This window comes from Catenisphaera adipataccumulans (assembly GCF_014202755.1).
GTDB classification, from domain to species: Bacteria; Bacillota_I; Bacilli_A; order Erysipelotrichales; family Erysipelotrichaceae; genus Catenisphaera; species Catenisphaera adipataccumulans.
Genome location: NZ_JACHHK010000005.1, coordinates 27,501 through 50,671 on the forward strand (window position 1 = coordinate 27,501; position 23,171 = coordinate 50,671).

A 23,171-nucleotide genomic window follows, 5' to 3' on the forward strand; every position below is an offset into this window, starting at 1 on the left:
GCTTGAATTCAAATGACCCTATACGACAATACGCTCATTCTGTCTATGATAAAGGGATCAGCGCATCCAAATGGAAAGAATACAAATAGGTCCGGACCGGTTTATCCTGAAGCGACTGCATCGCTTTCCGATATGTATCCAGCTGGGCACGGTAGCGGCTGATCAATTCCTGCGCGTTTTCTACATGATCGGTTTTATAGTCGAGGATGATGATCTCATCGGTATCAAAAACCACCAGATCCATGAAACCGTGCACCAAACGTTCGCCGTCTTTGCAGGCATACGGGCATTCAAATCGGTGGGGCTTGGTCATCCATTCTTGGTACATGGGCTGTTCATTCAGCTGCAGCAGCTGACGCAGATCCGTCTGTGAAAGCTCGAAATGATAACGGGATGCCGTTTTCATCAAATCGGCCTTTTGATATGGATATGGATCGGCCATCGCTTCATGAAACAGATCGCCGCGGATCGTAGCCTGGTTTTTTTCCAGCTGCAGCGGCTGCCATTCACGCTTCACTTTGGTGCCGCTGGCGGTCGCATTTCCAAAACGATGGATCACATGATCATAAGTCTTGGCAGAAATAGGAGCTGCCGTTTCCGGCTCCAAGGCCGGCCGCGTACCGTCGCAGACAACACGTTGAAACTGGACCGGGCTGTTTGGATCATTGAAATAAGTATGAAACAGCCAGCCGGTATAACCGGAGTTTTCCAGCAAAGCCGCCGTTCCGAACGGCAGTGCATATTGATCCGGATCCCGGATCGCATCAACAAAGACCAGTTCCTTCTGGGCCCGGGTCGTGGCGACATAGAAGGCCCGCATTTCTTCCTGCAGCTGATCGTGCAGCGCTTTGGTTTTCAGCGCTTCTTCTGAAAAGGAAGTTCGTTTGACGGTGCCAGCCGCGTTCAGACCATGTAAAGAAATACCTAAGTCTGCATCCATGCGGATCGGTGAACTGCCGGCACTGCTCATTTTTGACTGTGACAAGATATAAACGACCGGGAACTGCAGACCTTTGGAGTGGTGCATTGTCTTGATCTGAACGACATCATCATTTTTTCCGTACGCGTACGCATCGGCAGCCGCATCCTGTCCGGCATCCTGACGCAGCTGCTCGGTAAATAAGGCGGCATCGTCCTGATCCGCTGCCTTTTCCAATAAAGCATCGAGATTGGTCCGTTCCTGACGGGTGATCTTGGTCTGATAAAAATCACCGGCAGTATAAATGGCCTTGAGAACATCGACCGTCGGTTCATAACGACAGGCCCGCAGCGCGTTCCAGTTCTCCATAAAATCAAAATTTTTGATATGGTTGTAAAGTGAACTGCCTTTTGGTTTATCGATGCAGGCTTTGGCCAATGTTTCATTGTCGACACCGCCGATCGGTGAAAGCAAGGCGGCCGTTAAAGCAATGTCATGGTGCGGATAATATAGCGACTCCAAGACTGCCAGCACAATTTGTACCGCGCTGTTGGAATAAAAGCCTTGATTTAAATCGGCCACCGCCGGGATCTGGAATGCGGCCATCGTCTTCAGTAAATCCTGCTGCGGAGAATGGCTGCGGGTCAGGATGCAGATATCACGGTAGGGAATACCTTGTTCCCGATGCTTCCGGGCAATGTCGGCGGCAATAACGTCCATACGCATTTGACGCGGTGACATAGGGTTTTTTTCTTTGGCGTCCGAATCGGTTTGATCGAGATAAAGGAACCGGATCGGGATCTGCGGTGTTTCGCTTTGGGCCGACAGACCTGGGCGGGCTTCATCGATTGATTCAAACTGCGAACCAAGCAGTTCGGTATTCATGATTTTTCGGTAGAAGTTATTGTTGAAGGCGACAATATTCGCATTCGAACGGAAATTCTGATCCATGACCAAGGTCTTGTTTGCGGACGAGCGCATGTGCTGACGCATGATATCCGGTCTGGCCTGACGGAAACCGTAGATCGACTGTTTGATATCGCCGACGCGGAAAACATTGTCCGGATGTGCGATCAAACGGATGATGCTTTCCTGCAGATCGTTGGTATCCTGGAATTCATCGATCAGGATGGCTTGGTACTTCTCACTGACTTCCTGCCGGATAGCCGGCTGCTTGAGCAGTTCATACGCAAAGCTTTCCATATCGCCGAAGTCGATGATCTCCATTTCTTTTTTGATCGCGTTGTACTGTCGTTTTGTTTCCAGACAGAGATCGCAGAATTCACGGATGATTTCCTGTTCTTGTTGGTGATCGGATTGATAAATTTCTTCGGGAAGCAGACGTTTTGTGATTTCTTTTTCCAGCTCACGCGAGCTGTCTTTGATCGGCTCCAGTTCGTTTTTATATTCCTTTGGGACCCGATAGTACCCGGTCGTTTCCATATAGACACGGAATGCCTGATAAAAAGCCGGGTAGTCCTGCTGTCTGCAGGCATCCAGACAAGGAGCCAATGCCTGGATTTTCTGCATGAAAATGTCCGCATAGGCTTCCCCTTGCCGGCAGTAATCAAGCAAAGCGTTGATACGGTCTTTAAATCCCCTAAAAAACCATGTTTCCATCGCTTGATGAAAAGCATCGTTCTTAATTTGTTCAAACCAGTCTTTTGGATCCGCTTTTGCCCAGGCGGCATCAATGGTCTTGGCTACGATATCCTGCATGGCAGTGCTGTCCATTTTGAAACGGTGGGCATACCACAGTAAATGATCAGGCTGTACATGACTTAACGCTGCCTGATAGCCGCGGTCAAACGCCTCTTTTCGTTGAGCGTCGCTTGCGGTCTGCTGCGCCATGGTATAGCTGATGGGGATCTGGTAATAATAGTTCGTAACGATCTGCCGGCAGAAACTGTCGATCGTACAGATGCTTGCGGTTTCCAGTGCGGCCACCTGCCGGCGGATGTAGTCCGTCTGCGGTTCGGCATTCAGACGGCCGCGCAGGCGTGATTTCATTTCGGCGGCGGCATCATTGGTAAAAGTCATTGCCAAGACGGCGTCGATCGGAATTTTATCATCAATGACCAGCCGGCACAGCCGTTCGACCAGGACCCGGGTTTTTCCGCTGCCGGCGCTGGCACTGACAACGACATTCGTATGGCGGATCTCAATGGCTTCTTTTTGTTCCGGAGTAAAATCCATAGTTATTCCTCCTTCAGCCTTGAAGGCTTGCTGACTTCCTGTTCAGCGTTCCGGCAAATGGGTCGATACGGGCAAAAGGTGCAGGCGCCGGCGGCATGATCCGGCTTGATATTGCCGGTGCGGATCTCATCGCCGATCGATGAAAGAATTTCTTCCTGCTGGCTGCGCATGGTCTCAAAAGACGGCAGTCCTTTTGATGATTTAAACCGATTAACATTATCCGCATACGTAGAAAGATCCTGAAACGTCCAGCCGTTGGCCGTGAAGGACATGCGGAATTTTTCCTGCAGGCTGGCTTCCTCGACCGGCTGCCAAATATTTTTCTTACTATTATAGGAAGATTTGACGCCGATCTCTTCTTCCGGGGAAGTCGATAACGTGATATAAAATGCACCGACCGGCAGTTTGCCGCATTCTTGTTGGTAAGCAACTGTATAAACAGCCAGCTGCAAGGATCGCCCGGATTCAAAATCAGCTTTCCGCAAAGTGCGGCTGCCCGTTTTATAATCAAAGACACAGAATGAGGTCTCGGATGCATCGATGCGGTCGATATAACCGGTAAAAGAAATGGTATAGCCGTCCTTGACGATGGTCTGGCGGATCTTATGTTCTTGTGCATCGATCCGCATATGCCATTCGGATTCGAACGCGGCCAGTTGTGTGAAGATGGCGGTCAAATCGGACATGACTTCATTTTTCTGCGCCGTCAGCCAATAAGCAGACGAAGGAAATGTCTGCAGCACCCATTCGAATTCATGATCGACAAAGGTCTGCAGTTCTTTCTCCGTGATCTCCGCATAATGGCTGCCGTATACTTTGGCAGTTTGTTCCAAAATACGGTGCAGCAGGCTGCCGCGTATTCGCAGGTCGGTTTGATCCCGTTCTTCCCGCAGACGCAGTCCGTACTGCAGGTAATGTTTCAGCGGACAGTTCGCAAAGGTCTCAAAACGACTGACCGACCCGTGCAGAGAATGATCGGGGAAAAAGAGTTCTTCAGCTGTTTTCTGCGATAACGTGAATGCCGGCGGGGAATATGTGTCGTATTCATGAAGCGAAACGAAATGCGCAGTTTGTCCCATCCAATGTTCCAACTCGCTGGAAGGCTGCAGTTCGGCGGATTGGTAGTCGTATTCCGGGACGATGGCGATGAACTGTTCCGGCTGTGATAACACATGAAACAGCTGCTGCCGCTGCTCTTCAAGACGGTCAGCCAAAGCAGGCAGAGATGTTTTGGCATAATAGGCTTCGTTGAAAATACCGGTATATTGTTGGTAAGCCGGAAAACGGGCAGCTGTGGCACCGAGCAGGAACGTGATCGGGCGCAAGGATGAAATCTGTGAACGGGTACCGATCAGAACGCCGCTGATCGTGCTGGGCATGCCGGCATCGGAAATGTTTTCAACGGCATCGATCAATGGATCCAGATCCTCGGGCTCGTGCAGATAGGGCATCGCCTCTTGGATCAGTGTTTCGATGCGCGCAAAGCATCGCCGGTTGTCATCCGTCGCCGGCAGAATGGCCTGGATATCTGCCGCGGCCTGATCCAAATGATGGATATCCCAATTCAGAGGATGGGTTTTTCGCCAGTCCCGTGCTCTTGCGGTCAAATCTTGCAGGCGGGCATAGCTGAATTCATCGATAAAGACATTTTCTTCATACGGCGGCAGCGTTTTTTCAAAGTCCGGGAATGTTTCCGGGAACTGATCAAGCACTTCTTCCAGAAACAAATCACTCGGGTACAGCGCATGCAGCAGCTGCCGAAACTGCTTTTCGTCCGGCTGACGGATCCAGCGGAGCAAGGCGGCCCATTGTTTTGCGGCCTGTACATCTTTATGAGCGGATAAAGCGGTATATGGAATGCCGCGGTTTTCAAGCATTTGGGTCAGAACGGCCAGATCTTTCGGATCCGACAAGGCGATGAAGATATCTTCTGCCTCCCAATCGTTTTGAATGATCAAATCCGCTGCCAGCTGCGCCTGCCGGCGGGCATTGGCCGCACTGTAATAGGCCTTGATCGGTGCGGTGTTGTTCCCCAGCCAGTGCGCACCAGCATCGATCAGCCGGCGAATCCGGCGCCGGTCGGCCGTCCCGTATTCTTGGGGCAGAATGTAGACGGAATCCAAATTTGGATAAATCAGTTCGGACTCGGTTTTTTCCGGCAGATCGATCGTATTCAGAATATCAAGGATCGATTTCAGATCCTGCTCTTTTTTTGTATCATCCGGAAAGGTGTCGATGCCTTCGTACTGTGCGTCTTTCAGGAAATTCAGACAGGCACGCAAAAAGGCCGGATCTTTCCGGCTGGTGCTGAATACATTTTCAGGATCGATCGCTTGCAATGCTTCACGAAAGCGATAGATTTGTTCAAAATCGCTGTATTCCGGCTGTTGGGCATAGCGCTGCAGAAAGGCAGACAGCGTGATGACTTCAATGTTGAAGGTGCCGCCGTATTGTGCCAAAATTTTTTGATACAGCGCCAGGTGCAGCGAGGCCGGCGCGATGATCGTTGAATGTTCAGGAATTTTCATATTCTTATTATATCAGTTTATATGACAGTATGAGTGTCGGAAATAAAAAAGAACCCGAAGGTTCTTTATTCAGCCAAAATTTTACGGGCAACATAAACGCCGGATGCACTGGCATGCGAAAGCGAGTGGGTGACGCCGCTGCAGTCACCGATGACATACAGACCTTTATGAACAGTTTCCAAATTATTGTCCACTTCCACCTGCATGTTATAGAATTTCACTTCTACGCCGTACAATAAGGTATCGTCACTGGCCGTCGAAGGGCAGACACGATCCAAGGCATAGATCATTTCGATGATATCATCCATCTGACGTTTCGGGATCACCAGCGAGAGATCGCCAGGTGTGGCTTTCAAAGTTGGACGGACAAAACCATTGTTGATGCGGTTGATCGTGGAACGCTGACCGCGGATCAAATCGCCGAATCGCTGTACGATGACCCCGCCCCCTAACATATTCGAAAGCCGGGCAATGCTTTCACCATATTGATTGCTTTGATGGAATGGTTCGGTAAAGCGGTTCGAAACCAAGAGCGCAAAATTCGTGTTCTCGGTGTATTTTTCCGGATCGTCATAACTATGACCGTTCACAGTGACGATCCCGTTGGTATTTTCATTGACCACAACACCGTGCGGGTTCATACAGAACGTACGCACGCGGTCCTGATATTTCTTCGATTGGTAAACGATCTTCGATTCATAAAGAGAATCAGTCAGTTCACTGAACGTATCCGCATTCAGTTCCACGCGGACACCGATGTCGACACGGTTGCTGCGGGTACGGATCCCCAGCCCCGCACAGACACTTTCCATCCACTTGCTGCCGGATCGGCCGGTCGATATGATGCATCGTTTGGCGCGGAAGGTTTCCTGGCCGGAACGAAGCACATAGTCCTCTTTGTCGATCGTGACTTGATCGATGTGGGTGCGGAAGAAGAAATGTACATCATTTTTCAGTTCTTCAAAGAGATTCTTTAAAACGATATAATTCACATCCGTACCCAGATGTCGGACATTCGCTTTCAATAAATGCAGATTGTTCTGCAGACATTTCTTCGCGATCTTTCGATCGTTGTTCACATACAATTTGGTCTTGCTGCCGCCGTGGGCGCAGTTGATCTGGTCAACATATTCCATCAGTTCGATGGCCTTTTCCGGACCGATGTATTCATATAAATTGCCGCCGAATTCATTGGTGATATTGTATTTTCCGTCACTGAACGCACCCGCACCGCCGAATCCGTTCATAATGGAACAAGGATCGCAGTGGATGCATGTCTTGATCTTGTCCCCGTCGATCGGGGACTTTCTTTTTTCCAGCGGATTTCCCGTCTCAAATATCGCGATCGACAGACTGGGATCGTGTTTGATCATTTCGTAAGCCGAGTAAATACCGCCCGGTCCGGCGCCGATGATTGCTACATCATACATATTATATTGCCTTTCTTGCTGCTTCCAAAGCCAGCTTCATCATATCCTGAAAGGATGTCTCGCGCTGCTGCGGCGTCGTGTCTTCATCGTATACGAAAGAATCCGATACCGTACACAGACAGGCGGCTTTTTTGTGTGTGATGTCCGCATTGTGGAACAGCGCAAAGCTTTCCATTTCCACTGCCATGCAGTTGTGTTCGGCAGCACCGTTGTTGATGCCTTCTTCATAATAGAACACATCAGAAGAATGCAGACGGCCGATGTGCAGCGGGATGTTCAGCTGCTGGGCGGTCATCTCGATCGTGTGCAGCAGATTTTGGTCCGGATATTGAATGTCACGCGTATCGCCGGACTGTGCCTGCGCATAGGTCGAAGGAGACCAGCACGAATCGGCTGCCAGGATATCGAAAGTATGCAGATCCGGTGAATAGGCACCGCAGGAACCGATCCGGATGATGGCTTCGACATGATAAGTCGTATAGAGTTCATAGGAATAAATGCCGATGCTCGGCATGCCCATGCCGGAACCCATCACGGAAATGCGGGTTCCTTTGTATGTGCCTGTATAACCGAACATATTGCGCACCGTATTGAAACAAACCGCATCATCCAGATAGTGCTCGGCAATGTATTTCGCGCGCAGCGGATCACCGGGCATCAAAACGATCGGGGCGATCTCACCAGGCTGCGCCTGATTGTGTGGAGTCATACTATCATCCTTTCTGACAAAATCAGAATAACATATGTTCCTTGTCTTGTCATGTTCGTGAGAAACCGATACAATAAAATCGTTTGCGAAAGAAGGAGGACTCAAATGAAACCACGTGATGTGATAAGAATCGTGTTCGGGAATTTTCTGGTCGCGGTCGCGACATGGTATTTTGTGATCCCCAACGATATTTTAAACGGCGGCACCGCCGGTCTGGCCATTGCACTGAAGCCAGTGCTCCATACCGATACGGTGCTGATGAATAATTTGTTTACGATTGTTTTCTTTGCGATCGGTGCGTTAACTTTGGGCAGGCGTTTTGCGGCCCGCTCCCTGCTGTCTTCGATCAGCTACCCGGTGATGCTGACGGTGCTGAGCGCGGTCATGCAGCCGGCGGAAGAAATGCCGATGTATATCGCTGCCATTTATTCCGGAGTCCTGTCCGGCATCGGGCTGGGATTGGTCTTCCGCACGGATGCAAGCACCGGCGGCATGGATGTGCCGGCCTTGATCTTGGCAAAATACACCAATATGAAATCCGGCGATGCGATCTTTTTGGTGGATGCTTTGGTCGTGCTGCTGGGTGTTTTTACCTATGGCATTGTTCCGGCACTGATCGGTATCATAGCGGTCTATGTGACCGGAGCTGCGGTCAACCGTACGGTCTTATTGGGCGCTCAGCCGGCAAAAAATGTCATGATCGTCAGCGACGATTGGCAGGAAATCGAAACGACATTGATGAAGAAAGTCAACCGCGGCGTGACCCGCTTGTCCGCTCAGGGCGGTTATACGAAAAAAGAACGGCCGGTCTTGATGTGCGTGATCCGTCAGAAACAGTATCCGCAGCTGGAAGAACAAGTTCGGGCGATCGATCCGCATGCGTTCATCATTGTCAATGATGTCCATCGAGTCGAAGGCGAAGGCTTCAGTGAGAATATTTAATAGAGTTGAAAACATTTCGCTGACTTTATAAAATAGGAATATATCAATAGTATATGAGAACCATCAAAGAAATCATCGTCGTTGAAGGCCGGAACGATACGAATACGCTGCAGCGCTGGTTCGACTGTGATACGATCGAGACCGGCGGCGACCGGATCGATCCGGAAACCATCACCCGTATCCGGCAGGCGCAGAAGACCCGCGGCGTGATCATCTTCACCGATCCGGACAGTCCCGGGGAACATATCCGCCGCTGGATCAATGACCAGGTTCCGGGATGCAAGCAGGCGTTTATTGAAAAGGCCAAGGCGCGGACCGAAAAGAAAGTCGGCGTGGAACATGCCGGAAAAGAAGATCTGGAAGAAGCTTTATCTCATTGTGTGACTTTTACCGACCGCGGGGAAACAATTACTTATGCACAATTTTTGGATTCCGGGTGCATCGGCCGAAAAGCTTTGCGCTTTGCGGTATGTGAAACGTTTCATATCGGTCCATGCAATGCGAAGACATGTTTTAAGCGACTGAATCAGATGGGCATCACTCCGGATCAATTGGAAAAGGCGGTCAGTCAATATGCAGGCAATTGCGACAGTCAAAAAAACAAAAGAAATTCAAAATAAATACCATATTTATACAAAAAAGAGCTACGGGCAGAATTTTATCATCGAACCGAAAGTCGTGGAAAAGATCGCCGATGCGGCCGTGCACGATGCCGGCGAATTGGTTTTTGAGATCGGACCGGGCATCGGTGCCTTGACACAGTTTTTGTGTGCCAAGGCCGATCGGGTCATTGCTTATGAAATCGATCAGCGGCTGCCGGAGATCTTATATAACGAAATCGGCCGTGACCATCTGCAGGTGATCCTGCAGGATTTCATGGATGTGGATGTCAATGAAGCCATCCGCACCTATCGCCAGAACAACCAGCCGGTGGTCTTTGCGAGCAATCTTCCCTATTATGTAACGACACCGATCTTATTTAAATTATTTGAAGCAGAAGAACCGATCGAGCGCATCACGGTCATGATGCAGAAAGAAGTCGGTCAGCGCTTTCTGGCACGGGAAAATGATAAAGAGTACAATGCATTGAGCGTGATCACGCAGTTTCGCTGCGAAATGAAAAAGGTCATGGATGTATCGCGGCATGTTTTCTGGCCTAGTCCGCGCGTCGATAGTATGGTGGTGCAGTTCGTATTTCATCATCGTTACGATGATGTGGATGCCGCATTTTTTATTGCGATGGTCAAAAGTTGTTTTACACAAAGGCGGAAAACCATATATAATAATTTTCAAAGCTATGCGGGCGATAAAGCGTCCGCCAAAGAATTATTGGAAAGAGCGGGAATCAATCCGGGGCTGCGCGCCCAACAATGCACGTTGGCGGATTTTTTACGCTTGTATGAGGTGAGTTATGAGAGTCTATGCACCCGGTAAAGTAAATCTGGCATTGGATGTCATCGGCCGCCGGCCGGACGGTTATCACGAATTGGATATGGTCATGGCACCCATTTCATTATATAACGTGTTGGATATTGTTCCGGCCCGCCATACCGTCATCAGCTGCACCAACGGCGATATTCCGGCCGAAAATACGATGAAAAAAATGTTGTGCATCTTAAAAGAACGATTTCCCGCTCTGCCGGGATTTACCGTGATCATTGATGAATATATACCGATGAAAGCCGGCCTGGCCGGCGCAAGCGCCAATGCGGCTGCTGTTCTGCGCGGCATCAATCAATTGGAACACTTAAACTTGAGCGAGGCGCAGATGATCGAGATCGGCAAACATGTCGGGGCAGATGTACCGTTCTGTATTGTCAATCGACTGGCGCGGGTCAAAGGCATCGGCGAAAAGATCAGCGTCTTCTGTCCGCAGTGGACGACCAACGCCTTGTTGGTAAAACCGGATGTCGGAGTTTCGACACCGGAAGCGTTCCGCCTCTGGCATGAACAAGCGCCGCTGCATCCCTCTGTCGATGATGTGCAGAAGGCCATTGCCGAGAATGATGCCGATTTGTTCCACCGGGCGATGGGCAATGCACTGGAACCGGTCGCTGAACGACAGCTGCCGGTGATCACGGAAATCAAAAATGGCATGATGAAAGCCGGTCTGCATCGGGCGATGATGACGGGTTCCGGCAGTACGATCATGGGCTTTGGGAATGTGGAGATCATGAAGAAACTGAAAGAAGAATGGAAACAGAAGTATTCTTTTGTGGATATCGTCAAGATAGGAGGAGACGCATGGCCTATACAATTATAAAATATGTTATTTTTGCCGGCTGTTTCGGCCTGGCGTTTCAGGCGCTGAGCTGCATCCAATTTGAAAAGTTTGTCGATGTCCGTCAGCCGCGCAAGGCCATGCTTCTGCTGTTCATCCTGTCGTTCGTGGTTGCTTATCTGATGACGCAGGGAATCTTATCCTTGACGATGTACAGCGACTGGGGAGCGTATTGATATGTTTAACCACCGTTATGCGCTGGATCCAGGCAGCTTCATGTGCCGGTTTTATGATTATGAGACCGAAGCAGAAACTGCCGTACGCACATGCACGGCATCTGAGAACGGCAAAGTGATCGCCGTCGGGCAGGAGGCCCTGAATTATTTATATCGTCCGGATGATCAGATCCAGGTGCATTATCCGATCGATCATGTGCAGATCCTTTCTTCGATCGTTCCGGTGATTCATGCCGGACTGGACGAATTAGGCGCCTTTGATACCTTGTTTACAGCGGACCTGGTCGTGACGGTTCCGGATGATATGCAGGAATCGTTTCAGGAAGAGTGGCAGCGGGAACTGCTGGATGTCGGCATTCATTCTGTTCGTTTCATGCCTCTGCACACCGGGTGGCATGATGAACGGCCGACGCTGCACGTACACAGCGGTCATTCTTTTACGCAGATTGGTATCTATGCGGAAGACCGCATTTATGCGGAGAAAACGATTTTCTTTGCCGGCCGGCAGATCGATGAAAACATCATTGCCGCTGTACGAAAAAACGGCTATTCGATCCTGCCGGAAGATGCAAGGGCCTTGCGGGAAGCCGCATCCGATGCGTTCTGGAGGCATCGGAATCCGACCTTGATCTGCAATGCCTATGCACAGACAGGCTGGATCCGGCTGCGCATCAAAGCCGAAACGCTGTGGCCGTGCCTGAAAAATGTTTTTGATCAGATCACGCTCTGGACCAAACAAGCTCTGGAACAGGTGGATGTCGAAGTGAAAGAAAGCGTGCACCAAAATCAGATCCAGTTAAGCGGCGGTCTTGGTAATTGTTTTGGATTGAAACAATCTTTAGCCTTTGCACTGAATATTCCGGTTGTCTGTGCAGATAAACCGGAAAAGGTCGTGATCGATCAAATGAAAGGATGGAGATAACGTGCTCGATTATCGAATCATCATCGTTCCGTTTTTACTGTCCGTGTGTCTGACACCGTTGATCAAAAAGTATTCTTATTATGCCAAGGCATATGCGAAAGAAAACAAACGTACGGTCCATCATGGGATCATATCCCGGATCGGCGGCGTGGCCATCTTTCTTAGCTTTCTGATCAGCGTCACGATGTTTTTGAATGCGGACCGGGCAATCATCGGGATCCTATTGGGCGGCAGTTTGATGTTCTTCACAGGGTTGATCGACGATCTGATCGATATCAAGCCGATGACCAAACTGGCGTTTGAATTGCTTTCGGCGTTGATCCTGGTCTATTTTGGTGTTCGTATCGATACGATCCATGTGTTCAACTTTGTGATCGACAATGACATCATTTGTCTGCTGGTGACGATTTTCTGGGTAGCTGGGATCACCAATGCGATCAACCTGATCGATGGTCTGGACGGATTGGCCGGCGGGATGAGCGTGATCATTCTGGTGGTCATCGCCTCGGTTTCTTTGATGGAACGGCGCCTGGATATTGCTTATATCACGTTGATCCTGGCTTCCGCAACGGGCGGGTTCCTTGTGTTCAATGCCCATCCGGCCAGTATCTTTATGGGAGACTGCGGATCGCTGTTTCTCGGTTTCATGATCTCGGCCATCTCACTGCTTGGATTCAAAGGCTCGACGATCATTACGCTGGCACTGCCGCTGATCTTATTGGCGCTGCCGATCATCGACACCCTTTCGGCGATCTTACGGCGGACGTTAAAAGGGATGAAATTCTCACAGGCGGATAAAAGCCATATCCATCATCTATTGATGAAACAATTCGGCCACCGCAATACCGTCATCATCATGTGTGCGATCACGGCTTTATTCGGACTAAGTGCCTATGCTTATTTGATCAATACACGCATTGGTGTGACGGTCATGGTGATCATTTTGTTTGGTGTGGAGCTGTTTATCGAAAAGTCGGCAATGATCTCGGAAAAGTTCCATCCGATCTTAAGTCTGGCCGCAAAATTTAAAAGAAAGTCAGCCGAAAGCTGACTTTTTTCCTGTCATGTATTTGTCATCTTTTTTTGATTTAATGAAGGCATGGAACCAAAAGAATGGATGAAACACAAACAGCAGGGCATGAAGTATCAAATGGATGAACTGATGAAAGAATCGCAGACCTTGGAAACACATATGCTTCAAAGCCTGTCTGCATCCGAAGAATATGATTATCTGGTTTCCAAGATGAATTTCTGCCAGCGAAAAGAGCTGAATTCCAGTCTGGATCTAGGGGTGCGGGTCCATATCGGTGATATTTGTTTCGTCGATTACGGACTGGCATATATATTGGAAATCGGTTATCTGCACTTTGGGCTGATCTTGGCGATGCAGCACGGGAAAGCTTTCATCGTGCCGGTCAGCGGCAATTATAGAGCATACTTGCAGGCGTATGCACCGGATCATAAACAAGGCAAGCGTCATTTAATGCGCTTAGGCTGTATCCCAGGTATGAACAAAGTTTCCGTGCTCTACATGAATGATGCCAAATGGATCAATACGGCCCGGATCATTGATGTAAAAGCCCATTTGGATCCGCAGGAAAAACTGTTTCAGGAAATCAAAGGCCGGATCGTTGAATTAATTGTTAGCTGAGCATACGTTTTCGACAGAGCGATTCACAAGAATCGCGCTTTTTTTTGGGGTATAATGAGCGTATGAAAACGATTGTATTAGCTTGCTCCGGCGGACCGGACAGTATGGCGCTGCTGGATCAATGCCGCGGACGGTATGAGATCCATGCGGCACACGTGAATTATAAGAAACGGGAAAGCGCCGATCGTGATGAGCACATCGTGAAAACGTATTGTGACCGATATGGCATCGCTTTTCATGTGCTGTATCCGAAATGGGATCATACCGGCAACTTCCAGGCATGGGCCCGCGACGTTCGGTATCAATTCTTTGAACAGCTGGCCGATACGTACGGCACGGACTTGATTTTTGTCGCGCATCAGCTGGATGACCGCATTGAGACCTATATTTTCCAAAAACGCCGGCAGATGCTTTGTGATACATACGGACTGGCGCCGACGGCGCGTCGGCACGGCTACACGATCGTGCGTCCGCTTTTGGAACAGGAAAAACAAGAACTGGAAGATTATTGTCTGGAACATGGTGTCCCTTATGGGATCGATGAATCCAATCTGACGGATACATATACCCGTAACCGCATCCGCCATCATATCACGGCAGAGATGAGCCGATTTGAAAAAGAACAGCTTTGTAAAAAAATTGACGAAGAAAATGTGCAGCTGACTAAGCGTCGGCAGGCGGCCGAAAGCTGGATGGAAAAATGCAGTGCCGAAGAACTGCTGCAGCATCCGGATGCCCCGTTTGTGCTGGACCATTTTTTGTCCCGCATCAGTCACCGGCATTATGCCTATGATCATTTGGCATCGCTGCTGAAACAGATGCAGAGCGACTGCCTGATCGATCTGGGACAAATTGAACTGGAACGGTTTCACGATCGAATCTATTGTCTGCCGAAAGCCGATCGAATCGATCGGGCATTCGACGCAATCCAAATGGCCGATCATGAAACATTTGTATTTCAAAAAGAAGGCCGAACGATCGAAGGGGTCACCCTGACGGAAAAAGATTTCCCGATCCATGTGCGTACCGTGCAGGATCGTGACCGGATCATGCTTCGTTACGGAACAAAAAAGGTGCATCGGTTCTTTGTCGACCGCAAAATACCGCGGATCTTCCGTAAACGTTGGCTGGTGATGACGGATCGAAACGGCCAGGTGATCTTTGTGCCGGGCATCGGCTGCGATGTCGAACATTTTAGTGGGAAACCTACGGTGTTTATGATACAATTAATTCCGTAACTTAAGGAGAAAACAATATTATGGTGCAGGATGATATTCTGAAAGTATTAGTGACAGAAGAGGAAATAGAACAGCGCTGCGTTGAATTAGCAGAACAAATTGAAGCGGATTACCAAAAAGAGGGAACCGTTCCGGTCGTTGTTGGATTATTAAAGGGAAGCGTGCCGTTCATGGCCGAATTGATCAAACGATTCAAATTCCCTTGTGAAATTGATTTTATGAAAGTCAGTTCTTATGACGGCACGGAGTCGATCGGCGACGTGCGCATTGATCTGGATATGCAGATTTCAGCCAAAGAGCGTCCCATTTTACTGGTCGAGGATATCGTGGATACCGGCCGTACGCTGGTCGAAGTGAAAAAGATGTTCAAAAACAAGGGCGCGACGGATGTGAAGATCGTATCGCTGCTGGATAAACCGGACCGCCGGGAATTCGAGATCGAAGCGGACTATGTCGGCTTTACGGTTCCGAATGAGTTTGTGGTCGGATATGGTCTGGACTATAATCAGAAATATCGGAATTTACCATTTATAGGAGTTTTAAAACCTGAAATCTATGAATAAGGAGGCTTTTGAATGAAAAGAAACTGGCTGAATTATTTGCCAACGCTTTTCGTCATCAGTATTATCATCTCTTTGATTGCGTATACGTCGCAGGGAACAAGTGACCGGATGAATTATTCGGAGTTCCGTAAAGTCGCGAAAACGGCAGAATTTGGTGATACGACGATGGAAATTGACAGTACGATCATCAAAGTTAACGGAACGTACACAAAAAACGCTGATTCGAAAAATAAAAGCGAACAGTCCAAGAAACAGTTCTCAGTGATCGTACCAAATACGGAAGCAAACCAGGAATGGCTGGAAAAAACACTGACGGATGACGGCGGAGAAATCTCGGTCAGTGATCCGAGCAGCGGGAATACCTGGATCACGATCCTGGCCAATATCATTCCGCTGGTGATCCTGGCGATCTTCTTCTATTACATGTTCATGCATATGGGCGGCAGCTCAAACAATAAAGCGTTTGATTTTGCGAAATCAAGGGCCCAGATGGAACAGAACGTCAAGACCCGTTTCAAAGACGTGGCCGGCTGTGAAGAAGAAAAAGAAGAAGTCAAAGAAATTATCGACTATCTGCGTTCACCGAAACGCTTTACGGATATGGGTGCCCATATTCCAAAGGGCATCTTGATGGTCGGCCCGCCGGGCACCGGTAAGACCTTACTGGCCAAAGCCGTTGCCGGTGAAGCCAATGTGCCGTTTTTCTCCATTTCCGGCAGTGATTTTGTCGAAATGTTTGTCGGAACTGGTGCCGGACGTGTGCGCGATATGTTCAAGAATGCCAAAAAAGCAGCCCCTTGTATCATCTTTATCGATGAGATCGATGCGGTCGGACGCCAGCGTGGTGCCGGCATGGGCGGCGGCAATGATGAACGGGAGCAGACCCTGAACCAGTTGTTGGTGGAAATGGATGGTATGACGGATAATGTCGGCATTGTCGTAATTGCCGCGACCAACCGTCCGGATATCCTGGACCCGGCCTTACTGCGAAGCGGCCGTTTTGACCGTCGGATCACCGTCTCGCTGCCGGATGTCAAAGGCCGTGAAGCCATTTTGAAAGTGCATGCCCGTAATAAAAAACTGGCAGACAACGTGGAGCTGCATAACCTGGCAGCCCGTACCCCGGGATTCTCCGGTGCAGATCTGGCCAATGTCCTGAACGAAGGAGCGATCCTTGCAGTCCGGAATCATGAAAAACAAATCACGATGGAAGACCTGGATGAGGCCATCGACCGTGTCATGATGGGACCGGCGAAAAAATCCAAGACCTACAATGAAAATGATAAACGCCTGGTTTCTTACCATGAGGCCGGCCATGCGGTCATTGGTCTGAAACTGGAAGATGCCGAGAAGGTGCAGAAAGTAACGATCATTCCGCGCGGGGAAGCCGGCGGATACAACTTGATGACGCCGAAGGAAGAAAAATACTTCCACCGCAAAAGCGAACTGCTCGCGCAGATCACTGGCTTACTTGGCGGACGTACGGCAGAACAGCTGGTCTTCGGCGAAGTCAGTGCCGGTGCGGTCAATGATATCGAACAGCTGACGAAGATCGCCAAGAACATGGTCCGTGTCTACGGTATGTCCAGTCTGGGACCGATCCAATATGCGGATCCGCAGGGCAATGTGTTCTTAGGCCGCGATTATACGCAGGGAAACAGTTATTCGGACGGCATCGCCGGAGAGATCGACCGGGAAGTCCGCAAGATCGTCGACGAATGCCAGAAGAAATGTACGAAGATCCTGACCGAAAACCGCAGTCTGCTGGATTTGATCGCAGGTTCGCTTTATGAACATGAAACGTTGACCAATGAAGAGATCATGAATCTGATGAACTACGGCACGATCGAAAATCCGAATGCGCCGCAGGAGGATGATGCAAAACCGGCACCGATCATCGATGAACCTGCTGAGCCGGAAGAAAAAGAACCGGAAGAAGAAGAAAATGATAAAGAGCCGGAGAAACCTGCCGGGGTCAACCAGCAAGATCTGGATGATGCATTCAATGAATTGACGAAACGAAAAGATTAAGACGCCCGCGCGAAGCGCGGCTGCGTCTTTTTTTGAAAGGATGAAAATATGAAAGATCAATTAACCAAGGCCCTGGTCTGTGAAGGACGGGTCCGTTTATATCTGGCACGCACGACCGATTTGGTACAGGAAGCCCGCGATCGTTTTGACTGCTACCCATGTGCGGTCGCGGCCCTGGGACGTACGCTTTCGGTCGGCACGATCATGGGCAGCATGCTGAAGAGCGCCGATGAAATGCTGACGATTGCCATCAACGGCGGCGGTCCGATCGGCTCGATCATTGTCGATGCGTATTCAAACGGCAATGTCCGCGGCTTTTGTTCGAATCCGCATGTCGGCACCGTGCAGTATAAAAGCGGCAAACTGAATGTGGGCGCCGTTGTCGGTAAAGACGGTACGCTGACGGTCACAAAAGATCTGCATATGGCAGAGAACTTTACCGGTACGGTCGCTTTGCAGAGCGGCGAGATCGGTGAAGATTTTGCTTATTATTTTACATTGTCGGAACAGATCCCTACGGCCGTTGCGGTCGGGGTCAAGATCGATACGGACGGCAGTGTATGCAGTGCCGGCGCTTTGGTGCTGCAGATGATGCCGGACGCCGTTGAGGCCGATATTCAATATTGTGAGCATGTGATCGGCGGACTGAAACCGATCTCACAGATCATGGAAGAGTATGATGATACGACATTGGAACAGCTGGCAAAAGATATGTTTGATGATGCACAGATCCTGGAAACATGTCCGGTCATGTTCTCGTGTCCATGTTCTAAGGAACGCATGGCAGAGGCGTTGAGCACGATTGCCTGCGAGGATCTGGAAGCGATGATCCATGAAGATCATGGGGCAGAGGTGACCTGCAACTTCTGCAATGAGCGGTATACGTTTACGGAAGCAGAGCTACAAGAGATCCTGCAGAAGAAAAATGAACAATTCTCTTAAGATCGGATCCGTTACGCTGGACAACCCGGTCGTGGTAGCGCCGCTGGCCGGCGTCAGTAATGCGGCTTTTCGTTCCATTGCCAAAGAGTTTCATGCCGGTCTGGTCTGCAATGAGATGGTCAGCGATAAAGCCTTGTATTATGATTCCAAACGTACGGAGAAGATGTGTGTCTGTCTGCCGGATGAACATCCGGTCAGCTTCCAGTTGTTCGGGCATGATCTGGATACGGTCTTGTATGGGGCCCGTTATCTGGATGAACAGACTGACTGTGATCTGATTGATTTTAATATGGGCTGTCCGGTCCACAAAGTTATAAAAGCCAAAGCCGGCAGTTATTTGATGCAGGATGTTGATTATGCAGCCGAATTAATGAAAAATGTCGTGCAGACGGTGCATAAGCCGGTGACGGTGAAGATGCGGATCGGCTTTGATCAGGATCATATCAACTGCGTAGAATTGGCCAAAGCTTTGGAACAAGTCGGTGTCAGTGCGGTCACGGTACATGGCCGGACGCGTTCTCAGATGTACAACGGCAAGGCGGACTGGACGTGGATCCGGAAAGTGAAAGAAGCGGTTTCGATCCCGGTCATCGGCAACGGTGATGTGCGCAGTCCGGCGGATTTTCTGCGGATGCAGAAGGAAACCGGCTGTGATGCGGTCATGATCGGCCGCGGTATCATCGGCAATCCGTTTTTGATCCAAGAATGTGTGGATGCCTTGACTGGTGAAACGCATACGTATTCAGTTGAAGACCGGATGCGGATCTGTCTGGAGCATGCGAGACGGCTGACAGAACTGAAAGGTGAGACCATTGCGATCCGGGAGATGCGCGGATTGGCGTCCTGGTATTTCAAGGGACTGCCGCATTCGCACCGGATCAAAGATTCGCTTAGTCATATTCGTACATTGGATGAACTGACGGCGATCCTGGAGAGCTATTTGACGGCTTGAAAAAAGGTTTGCATTCTTTAAACGGTTTGTGCTATACTATCTGAGCAAGTCATCGGATTGTAGCACAGCTTGGTAGTGCGTTCCGTTCGGGACGGAGAGGTCGCAGGTTCAAATCCTGTCAATCCGACCATGAAATCAACACGGGAAAGCCCGTGTTTTTTTTGTACGGAAAACATCTGAAAGCGATTTCATCATTTAAAATTCTGACAGTTTCATATATAATTATTTTTGAGAGAGTAAGGAGGCCTGGAAGTATGGACCATAATAAAACAAAAGCTTTTTTTGAAGGCCGAGAGCTTCATGCATACAATTTATTCGGTGCGCATGTAAATCATAATAGTGTAGATTTTTCTGTCTATGCACCGAATGCGCAGTGGGTTTCTGTGATCGGTACATGCAACGACTGGGATGAAGATGCCGGTAAAATGCAGAAAGACGATCAGGGGATCTGGACATTGAATGTGCAGGGAGCGAAAGCCGGCGACCACTACAAGTATCGTGTCTGCCAAAAGGACGGAACCATCGTCGATAAGATGGATCCTTATGCATTTTACAGTGAACTGCGGCCGAATACGGCGAGCATCGTGTCGGATCTGACCAAGAAAAAATGGACAGATAAAAAATGGTTGGCACAGCGGAACAAAGGCTTTGACCGCCCGGTGAACATCTATGAAATGCATATTGGTTCCTGGAAGATCAAAGAAGGTTTGGATGAAGACGAATTTATGCACTACGGGGACATTGTCGATGATTTGATCGCACATTGTAAAAAACATAATTTCACGCATGTGGAAGTCATGCCGCTGTGCGAATATCCGTTCGACGGTTCCTGGGGGTATCAGTGCACGGGATATTTCTCGAGCACATCCCGCTTTGGTACGAACCAAGAACTGATGGATTTTGTCGATAAGATGCATGCCAACAACATCGGCGTGATCATGGACTTTGTACCGGTCCACTTTGTCAAAGATAATTATGCGCTGGCAAATTTTGACGGCACGCACCTGTATGAATATGAAAAAGACAGTGATGCGAACTCTGAATGGGGCACATGCTATTTTGATTTATGGAAAGAAAGTGTTCGTTCGTTCTTGATGAGCGCCGCAAACTTCTGGATCGATGTTTATCATTTCGACGGTCTGCGCATGGATGCCATCAGTAATGCGATCTACTGGCACGGCAATAAAAACAACGGCCGCAATGACGGCGCCTGCGATTTCATGAAACGTATGAACTTCATGCTGAATGATGAATGGCAGGGCAAGATCATGTTGATCGCCGAAGATTCCACCGATTTCCCGAATGTTACGAAATCGACGTTTGATGATGGTTTGGATTTCGACTACAAGTGGGATATGGGCTGGATGAATGATACGCTGAATTATTTAAAGAAAGACCCGATCTACCGTCAGTGGCATCATTATGATGTGACGTTCTCGATGGCATATTTCTATTCTGAAAAATTCATGCTTACGTTCAGTCATGATGAAGTTGTTCATGGCAAGGCGACGATCGTCGACAAGATGTGGGGCAGCTATGAAGATAAGTTTGCTCAGGCCCGCGCCTTGTACACATATATGTATACCCATCCGGGCAAAAAGCTGAATTTCATGGGCAATGAGATCGGTCAGCTGCGTGAATGGGATGAAAAAAAGAGCTGTGACTGGTTCCTGTTGGAGTATCCGATGCATGATGCATTCGAGCACTTTATCATCGACTTGGGTCAGATGTATGTGGACAATGATGCATTCTGGAAGCACGATTACGACGGCGAGTCCTTCCAGTGGATCGATGCGGACAACACCGGTCAGAACATGTTCTCGTATATCCGCCGCGGTGAAAAGAAAGACTTTGTGATCGTTCTGAACTTCAGTACGAATGGATACACGCACCAACAATTCGGTGTGCCGGAAAAAGGCTTATACAAAGAAATCATCAACACGCAATGGGCAAAATACAACGGCAACCGCAAAGACAACGATGCGCAGCACTGCCGTGCCGTGCGCCTGCCGCGCAACAATCAGCCGTTTATGATCGAAATCAATGTACCGCCGCTGGGTGCCGTGGTCTTTGAAGTCGAAAAATAAACAATAAGTGTTCAGTAACCTGAACACTTTTTTTGGTATAATCAGGATATGAGCCAATATTTTGAGAATGATCCGAAGCTTGCCAGCAAGATTACTGAAATGACCTTTGATTTTGACGGCCGGACCTATCATTTACGAACCGATGCCGGCGTCTTCAGTAAAGATCGACTGGATACCGGCACCCGGATCCTTTTGGAAACCGTCATTGCCCATCAAAGCGAACCGTGTTCCGTGCTGGATATGGGCTGCGGCATCGGATCGGTCAGTGTGATCTTATCGCACTATTGGAACAGTGCGTTTACAATGATCGATATCAACCAGCGGGCGGCCGATCGTGCAGCGGAAAATATACAGCGCTATCATCTTCAAGCGAACCTTCTTTGTCAGGACGGCATCACGGACGGACAGTTTGACTGTATCGTCTTCAATCCGCCGATCCGAACCGGCAAACAAACCATTTACCGTCTGTTTGATGAATGTTTGGAGCATTTAAACGGCACGTTGTGGATCGTCATGCGCAAGCAGCACGGTGCGGCCAGCGCTTTGAAATTTTTCGAAGAAAAAGGACTCGAAGTACATCGAGTCCGTCGGGATAAAGGGTACTGGGTCTTACAGATCCTCAAATAGGTGCGCATCGGCAGCCGCTGCATCGACCACTTCCATCACCTCGATGGAAGTCTGCAGCCAGTGTCTCATCGTGTCATAGTCTTTGTTTCGGAAGACTTCTTCAAACTCCAGGAATTCATGGACCATACGGTGTTCATACTGATTGTATGCATGCCGTGTGGCTTTTTTCGTTTCATTGTAATAGAGATCATAGTAAGAGAAGGCGTTGGTCGGAGACTTCATATCGATATAGCCCAGATCGCCCTGGATCGTGACATGGCCGGGGCTTTCGGAATCTTTGGCACCGGTTGCCAGCGCATAGAAATCTGGATAACGCATGATCACAGTGCCGGATGTATCGACACCGTTAAAACCGATGTTGGCCAGATAGCGGACCGACTGCGGTTTCCCAAACAAGCTGACGATCACGTTGAGGTTGTAGATGTTGATATCCATCAGTGCGCCGCCGTAACATTTCGGATCCAGTGCCGGTTTGACGATATGTTCTTTATAAGCATTGTAGCGGGAAGAGTACTGTGAATAGTTGCACTGCACGACTTTGATCTGGCCGATGGTCTTCATATCTTCTTGAATATGATGGAAATTTGGGTTGTGCAGCGATGTGACGGCTTCAAAGATGTACAGATGCTTCGCTTCTGCGAGCTCGGCCAATGTTTTGATCTGTGCGGCTTGAACACAGCTTGGCTTTTCGAGAACAACATTTTTGCCGGCTTCCAGTGCCTGCTTTGCGTATTCAAAATGAACCTTATTGATGTTGGCGATGTACACAAAATCGCAGTCATCCTCAGCCAGCAGCTGAGCATAGTCGGTATATACCGTTGGGATGGCGTGATCTGCTGCGATCTTTCTGCCCTTTTCTATACTATGCGGGCGGGCAAAGATGCTGGTGACTGTGATACTGTTGATTTGTGCCAGAGCCTGTAATGTGACCGGAACGATGAATCCGGTGCCGATCATCGCAATTTTCATAAATGGAC

Annotated in this window: 20 protein-coding genes and 1 tRNA gene; 16 read left to right on the forward strand and 5 right to left on the reverse strand. The window is 49.2% G+C overall.

Annotated features, from left to right (window positions below):
* Positions 1-43 precede the first annotated feature (43 nt).
* From HNQ47_RS06920 to deoD, 4 genes are all read right to left on the reverse strand, one after another.
* Entirely contained in the window at positions 44-3,115 is a 3,072-nt protein-coding gene (locus HNQ47_RS06920; protein WP_183328673.1) for a UvrD-helicase domain-containing protein, read from the reverse strand.
* 2 nt (positions 3,116-3,117) lie between these two features.
* Positions 3,118-5,643: a PD-(D/E)XK nuclease family protein gene (locus HNQ47_RS06925; protein WP_183328674.1), complete on the reverse strand. Its 2,526-nt coding sequence runs from the start codon at positions 5,641-5,643 to the stop codon at positions 3,118-3,120.
* Between the two features lie 65 nt (positions 5,644-5,708).
* Entirely contained in the window at positions 5,709-7,073 is a 1,365-nt protein-coding gene (locus HNQ47_RS06930; protein WP_183328675.1) for an NAD(P)/FAD-dependent oxidoreductase, read from the reverse strand.
* 1 nt (position 7,074) lies between these two features.
* The gene (gene deoD, locus HNQ47_RS06935) at positions 7,075-7,782 is read right to left on the reverse strand and encodes a purine-nucleoside phosphorylase (protein WP_183328676.1); all 708 of its coding nucleotides are present in this window, start codon (positions 7,780-7,782) and stop codon (positions 7,075-7,077) included.
* Positions 7,783-7,887: 105 nt separating this feature from the next.
* On the opposite strand from deoD, the gene HNQ47_RS06940 reads away from it, so the two are divergent.
* The 16 genes from HNQ47_RS06940 to HNQ47_RS07015 all read left to right on the forward strand — a co-directional run bounded on the left by HNQ47_RS06940 (position 7,888) and on the right by HNQ47_RS07015 (position 22,194).
* Positions 7,888-8,724 carry a YitT family protein gene (locus tag HNQ47_RS06940; protein ID WP_246346106.1) on the forward strand — a complete coding sequence of 279 codons (837 nt, stop codon included), beginning with the start codon at positions 7,888-7,890 and terminating at the stop codon, positions 8,722-8,724.
* Between the two features lie 53 nt (positions 8,725-8,777).
* A complete protein-coding gene (gene rnmV, locus HNQ47_RS06945; protein WP_183328678.1) occupies positions 8,778-9,344 on the forward strand; it encodes a ribonuclease M5 in 567 nt (188 codons plus the stop codon).
* Entirely contained in the window at positions 9,298-10,158 is an 861-nt protein-coding gene (gene rsmA, locus HNQ47_RS06950; protein ID WP_183328679.1) for a 16S rRNA (adenine(1518)-N(6)/adenine(1519)-N(6))-dimethyltransferase RsmA, read from the forward strand. Before rnmV ends, rsmA begins: the two co-directional genes overlap by 47 nt.
* Positions 10,136-10,987, forward strand: coding sequence for a 4-(cytidine 5'-diphospho)-2-C-methyl-D-erythritol kinase (ispE, locus tag HNQ47_RS06955; protein ID WP_183328680.1), 852 nt, complete (start codon positions 10,136-10,138; stop codon positions 10,985-10,987). The genes rsmA and ispE overlap by 23 nt, the downstream gene beginning before the upstream one ends.
* Entirely contained in the window at positions 10,969-11,181 is a 213-nt protein-coding gene (locus HNQ47_RS06960) for a DUF1146 domain-containing protein (protein ID WP_183328681.1), read from the forward strand. Before ispE ends, HNQ47_RS06960 begins: the two co-directional genes overlap by 19 nt.
* A gap of 1 nt (position 11,182) precedes the next feature.
* The gene (locus HNQ47_RS06965; protein ID WP_183328682.1) at positions 11,183-12,103 is read left to right on the forward strand and encodes a rod shape-determining protein; all 921 of its coding nucleotides are present in this window, start codon (positions 11,183-11,185) and stop codon (positions 12,101-12,103) included.
* 1 nt (position 12,104) lies between these two features.
* A complete protein-coding gene (locus HNQ47_RS06970) occupies positions 12,105-13,154 on the forward strand; it encodes an MraY family glycosyltransferase (protein ID WP_183328683.1) in 1,050 nt (349 codons plus the stop codon).
* 48 nt (positions 13,155-13,202) lie between these two features.
* Complete coding sequence (locus HNQ47_RS06975; protein ID WP_246346107.1) at positions 13,203-13,754, forward strand: hypothetical protein; 552 nt, start codon at positions 13,203-13,205, stop codon at positions 13,752-13,754.
* A 62-nt stretch (positions 13,755-13,816) separates the two neighbouring features.
* Positions 13,817-14,992 carry a tRNA lysidine(34) synthetase TilS gene (tilS, locus tag HNQ47_RS06980; protein WP_183328684.1) on the forward strand — a complete coding sequence of 392 codons (1,176 nt, stop codon included), beginning with the start codon at positions 13,817-13,819 and terminating at the stop codon, positions 14,990-14,992.
* A 20-nt stretch (positions 14,993-15,012) separates the two neighbouring features.
* Positions 15,013-15,555 (forward strand): hypoxanthine phosphoribosyltransferase, encoded by a 543-nt coding sequence (gene hpt / locus HNQ47_RS06985; protein WP_183328685.1) that lies wholly within the window; start codon positions 15,013-15,015, stop codon positions 15,553-15,555.
* A gap of 12 nt (positions 15,556-15,567) precedes the next feature.
* Positions 15,568-17,586, forward strand: a complete 2,019-nt coding sequence (gene ftsH, locus HNQ47_RS06990; RefSeq protein ID WP_221248074.1) for an ATP-dependent zinc metalloprotease FtsH — start codon at positions 15,568-15,570, stop codon at positions 17,584-17,586.
* Positions 17,587-17,634: 48 nt separating this feature from the next.
* Positions 17,635-18,528: an Hsp33 family molecular chaperone HslO gene (gene hslO, locus HNQ47_RS06995; RefSeq protein ID WP_183328686.1), complete on the forward strand. Its 894-nt coding sequence runs from the start codon at positions 17,635-17,637 to the stop codon at positions 18,526-18,528.
* Complete coding sequence (gene dusB / locus HNQ47_RS07000) at positions 18,512-19,480, forward strand: tRNA dihydrouridine synthase DusB (RefSeq protein WP_183328687.1); 969 nt, start codon at positions 18,512-18,514, stop codon at positions 19,478-19,480. Before hslO ends, dusB begins: the two co-directional genes overlap by 17 nt.
* Before the next feature lie 53 nt (positions 19,481-19,533).
* Positions 19,534-19,610 (forward strand) — tRNA-Pro (locus HNQ47_RS07005).
* Positions 19,611-19,734: 124 nt separating this feature from the next.
* On the forward strand, positions 19,735-21,567 hold the full coding sequence (gene glgB / locus HNQ47_RS07010; protein WP_183328688.1) for a 1,4-alpha-glucan branching protein GlgB: 1,833 nt from the start codon (positions 19,735-19,737) through the stop codon (positions 21,565-21,567).
* Between the two features lie 48 nt (positions 21,568-21,615).
* Positions 21,616-22,194, forward strand: a complete 579-nt coding sequence (locus HNQ47_RS07015) for a class I SAM-dependent methyltransferase (protein ID WP_183328689.1) — start codon at positions 21,616-21,618, stop codon at positions 22,192-22,194.
* Here the strand turns inward: HNQ47_RS07015 and HNQ47_RS07020 are convergent.
* Positions 22,177-23,163 (reverse strand): Gfo/Idh/MocA family protein, encoded by a 987-nt coding sequence (locus HNQ47_RS07020; protein WP_183328690.1) that lies wholly within the window; start codon positions 23,161-23,163, stop codon positions 22,177-22,179. The two genes, HNQ47_RS07015 and HNQ47_RS07020, sit on opposite strands and share 18 nt — an antisense overlap.
* Positions 23,164-23,171: the final 8 nt, after the last annotated feature.

Excerpts from the sequence above, each read along its gene's own strand:
- HNQ47_RS06920 (WP_183328673.1), bottom strand. The coding sequence starts at position 3,115 with ATGGATTTTACTCCGGAACAAAAAGAAGCCATTGAGATCCGCCATACG.
- HNQ47_RS06925 (WP_183328674.1), bottom strand. The coding sequence starts at position 5,643 with ATGAAAATTCCTGAACATTCAACGATCATCGCGCCGGCCTCGCTGCAC.
- HNQ47_RS06930 (WP_183328675.1), bottom strand. The coding sequence starts at position 7,073 with ATGTATGATGTAGCAATCATCGGCGCCGGACCGGGCGGTATTTACTCG.
- deoD (WP_183328676.1), bottom strand. The coding sequence starts at position 7,782 with ATGACTCCACACAATCAGGCGCAGCCTGGTGAGATCGCCCCGATCGTT.
- HNQ47_RS06940 (WP_246346106.1), top strand. The coding sequence starts at position 7,888 with ATGAAACCACGTGATGTGATAAGAATCGTGTTCGGGAATTTTCTGGTC.
- rnmV (WP_183328678.1), top strand. The coding sequence starts at position 8,778 with ATGAGAACCATCAAAGAAATCATCGTCGTTGAAGGCCGGAACGATACG.
- rsmA (WP_183328679.1), top strand. The coding sequence starts at position 9,298 with ATGCAGGCAATTGCGACAGTCAAAAAAACAAAAGAAATTCAAAATAAA.
- ispE (WP_183328680.1), top strand. The coding sequence starts at position 10,136 with ATGAGAGTCTATGCACCCGGTAAAGTAAATCTGGCATTGGATGTCATC.
- HNQ47_RS06960 (WP_183328681.1), top strand. The coding sequence starts at position 10,969 with ATGGCCTATACAATTATAAAATATGTTATTTTTGCCGGCTGTTTCGGC.
- HNQ47_RS06965 (WP_183328682.1), top strand. The coding sequence starts at position 11,183 with ATGTTTAACCACCGTTATGCGCTGGATCCAGGCAGCTTCATGTGCCGG.
- HNQ47_RS06975 (WP_246346107.1), top strand. The coding sequence starts at position 13,203 with ATGGAACCAAAAGAATGGATGAAACACAAACAGCAGGGCATGAAGTAT.
- tilS (WP_183328684.1), top strand. The coding sequence starts at position 13,817 with ATGAAAACGATTGTATTAGCTTGCTCCGGCGGACCGGACAGTATGGCG.
- hpt (WP_183328685.1), top strand. The coding sequence starts at position 15,013 with ATGGTGCAGGATGATATTCTGAAAGTATTAGTGACAGAAGAGGAAATA.
- ftsH (WP_221248074.1), top strand. The coding sequence starts at position 15,568 with ATGAAAAGAAACTGGCTGAATTATTTGCCAACGCTTTTCGTCATCAGT.
- hslO (WP_183328686.1), top strand. The coding sequence starts at position 17,635 with ATGAAAGATCAATTAACCAAGGCCCTGGTCTGTGAAGGACGGGTCCGT.
- dusB (WP_183328687.1), top strand. The coding sequence starts at position 18,512 with ATGAACAATTCTCTTAAGATCGGATCCGTTACGCTGGACAACCCGGTC.
- glgB (WP_183328688.1), top strand. The coding sequence starts at position 19,735 with ATGGACCATAATAAAACAAAAGCTTTTTTTGAAGGCCGAGAGCTTCAT.
- HNQ47_RS07015 (WP_183328689.1), top strand. The coding sequence starts at position 21,616 with ATGAGCCAATATTTTGAGAATGATCCGAAGCTTGCCAGCAAGATTACT.
- HNQ47_RS07020 (WP_183328690.1), bottom strand. The coding sequence starts at position 23,163 with ATGAAAATTGCGATGATCGGCACCGGATTCATCGTTCCGGTCACATTA.